The 2,500-nt window shown below is 65.5% G+C and carries 1 protein-coding gene, 1 tRNA gene, 2 rRNA genes and 2 pseudogenes (1 of these 6 cut by a window edge); 3 read left to right on the top strand and 3 right to left on the bottom strand.

The annotated features are described in order from the left end of the window. The 3 genes from FK498_RS03085 to FK498_RS03075 all read left to right on the top strand — a co-directional run. Positions 1-533, top strand: a 23S ribosomal RNA gene (locus tag FK498_RS03085); it begins 2,226 nt to the left of the window's first position. Between the two features lie 124 nt (positions 534-657). Continuing rightward, positions 658-772: ribosomal RNA gene (rrf, locus tag FK498_RS03080) — 5S ribosomal RNA — on the top strand. Between the two features lie 51 nt (positions 773-823). Next, positions 824-900, top strand: a tRNA-Met gene (locus FK498_RS03075). A 97-nt stretch (positions 901-997) separates the two neighbouring features. Here FK498_RS03075 and FK498_RS19160 read toward each other — a convergent pair. The 3 genes and pseudogenes from FK498_RS19160 to FK498_RS19150 form a co-directional block, all read right to left on the bottom strand. Then, a pseudogene (locus FK498_RS19160) lies at positions 998-1,402 on the bottom strand (transposase); the annotation flags it as partial. Between the two features lie 20 nt (positions 1,403-1,422). Further along, positions 1,423-2,067, bottom strand: a complete 645-nt coding sequence (locus tag FK498_RS19155; protein ID WP_161988290.1) for a hypothetical protein — start codon at positions 2,065-2,067, stop codon at positions 1,423-1,425. Continuing rightward, positions 2,034-2,500 (bottom strand): annotated as a pseudogene (locus FK498_RS19150) (IS5/IS1182 family transposase); the annotation flags it as partial. The pseudogene FK498_RS19150 and the gene FK498_RS19155, both read right to left, overlap by 34 nt.

The raw sequence follows: 2,500 nt of genomic DNA, 5'->3' as shown, positions 1-2,500 counted from the left end.
GTGACAGCTCGAGCAGAGACGAAAGTCGGCCTTAGTGATCCGGTGGTCCCTCGTGGACGGGCCATCGCTCAACGGATAAAAGGTACTCTAGGGATAACAGGCTGATCTCCCCCAAGAGTCCACATCGACGGGGAGGTTTGGCACCTCGATGTCGGCTCATCGCATCCTGGGGCTGGAGCAGGTCCCAAGGGTTCGGCTGTTCGCCGATTAAAGCGGTACGTGAGCTGGGTTCAGAACGTCGTGAGACAGTTCGGTCCCTATCTGCCATGGGTGTCGGAGACTTGAGAGGATCTGTCCCTAGTACGAGAGGACCGGGATGGACGTACCTCTGGTGGGCCGGTTGTCGCGCCAGCGGCACAGCCGGGTAGCTAAGTACGGACGGGATAACCGCTGAAGGCATCTAAGCGGGAAACCCACCTCAAGACGAGGTCTCCCTGAAGAGCCGTGGAAGACCACCACGTCGATAGGCCGGATGTGCAAGCGCGGCAACGCGTTCAGCTAACCGGTACTAATCGCTCGATCGGCTTGTGATCCGGCTCCATGACGGGCTCCACCCGTCGGGCTATGCGCAGCACGAAGCGCGGCCCCCGGCACGTCCTTGCATCGCACGCAGAACCCACTGCCCCGCGACCGGCGGGGCATCCCCGGATCGGATGACCTGGTGGCTTTGGCGAGGGGCCAACACCCGATCCCATCCCGAACTCGGCCGTGAAAACCCTCAGCGCCCATGGTACTGCGTCTCAAGACGCGGGAGAGTCGGTCGCTGCCAGGTCTTCCGATCCGGGGATGGCCACAGAACCATCACATCACGCTCTGGCTTCACCGCGGGGTGGAGCAGTCCGGTAGCTCGTCAGGCTCATAACCTGAAGGTCGTAGGTTCAAATCCTACCCCCGCAACCAAATAAACGCCGCTAGGTCAAAGACTTAGCGGCGTTCTGCGTTTTTGGTTCCCCCGGCCGAAACGGGCCGAGTCAACAATGATACCAATTCCCGCTGATCAGAACCCATGTGCCCATTCGCGCAGTCCGATGGACATGATGTGCCAGGGCTGCGCGACGAGGCGGTTCCAGTGATGGCAGCAGTGATCGACGATGTCGTCGTGATCGCGGAAGATGCGGTTGGAGAGCCAGTTGTCGCGCATGAACTGCCAGACGTTCTCCATGACGTTGAGCTCCGGGCATTTCGGCGGCAGCGGCAGCAGGGTGATGTTGTCGGGCACGGTGAGGTCGCCGGAGAGGTGCCAGCCGGCCTGATCGAGCAGCAGCAGGGCGTGCTTGCCGGGGTTGACCATGGTGCTGATCTCAGCGAGCTGCAGGTTCATCGCCGCGGTGTTGCAGACCGGCAGGACCAGGGCTGCCCCCTTGCCGTCCTTGGGGCAGACGGCACCGAAGATGTAGGTCGTCGCCCGTGAACAATGCCATTTCAGCGCAGTGCTGGCTGTGCTGAGGGGGCTGGAAGCGTCGGCGGGCTGAGGGTTAGGAGGCCGAGAAGGACCGCGAGCAACCGGCTCAGCCAAGCGCGGAGGAGGCGGAGGTTGTGGCCGGCGGCGGCGAGGATGAGGTTGATGGCGTCGCCCGCAGCGCCGGCGAGGAAGTTTCGGCCGAGATGGCCGTCGGCCTTCATGTGGCCGATGACGGGCTCGATGGCGGTGCGTCGTCTGATCTCGCGTCGGATGGTCGGCGTGACGCCGCGCTTCTGGCCGGAGAGGAAGACGCGGTTCTTGTCGGCGTCGTGGCCGCGATAGCCGCGGTCGACATAGGCGCGCTCGATGGGCACCCTGGTGAGGCGCTCGGTCTGGGCAATCTGGCAGGCCAGGGTGTGACCGTCGAAGGGGTTGCCGGGCAAGGTTCGAGCGCCGAGCACGAACTGCCCGCCGGGTGCCGGACGGTTGGTGGTGGCGAGCGAGACCTTGCAGCCGAACTCGAAGCGGGTGCGTGCCTTGCCCTTGCCGATGCACTCCACCTCTGGGGCGTGCAGGGCATAGATCTTCTCGCGTCCACGATCCTCGCGCCGCTGATGGAGCAGCCGGGCGATCAGGTCGAGCGGCTTGACGAAGGCGGCGCGCACCCCGCGGAGGCGGTTTCGATCTTGCGCGCGACGTCGCGGGCGAGGCGTCCGAGCCAGGTGCGCATGCGGCGGACCACGCGCTCGGCTTCGCGGTGGCGGCCGCGATGGATCAGCTTCGCGACCTCGCGCCGGGCACGGGTGGAGATGCGCGCGTAGGACTGGCGCAGAACGATGCCGTGCCGGCGTGCCAGGCGGCCGAGAATCTCGACGCCGCGATGGATGAGCTTGCTGTCGGTCGGGTGGGTCACCGCCTTGGGCTGGACGGTGCTATCGATCGTCACGCGCTGGAAGTGCTTCGGCTCGGCGGCGCCCGCGCGTTGCGCGGCGGCGAGCGTCTCGGCGAGCAGCAGTTCGAGCCGCTCGGCGCCGATGCGCTTGCGCCAGCGGGTCATCGAAGAGCGATCGAGCGGCAGGGCGTGCTGGAAGTGGGTCT

The organism is Elioraea sp. Yellowstone (assembly GCF_006704265.1).
In the GTDB taxonomy this organism is placed as follows: Bacteria; Pseudomonadota; Alphaproteobacteria; order Acetobacterales; family Acetobacteraceae; genus Elioraea.
The sequence above is the reverse complement of the archived record's forward strand: the minus strand, read 5'-3'. Positions and strand labels throughout refer to the sequence as shown.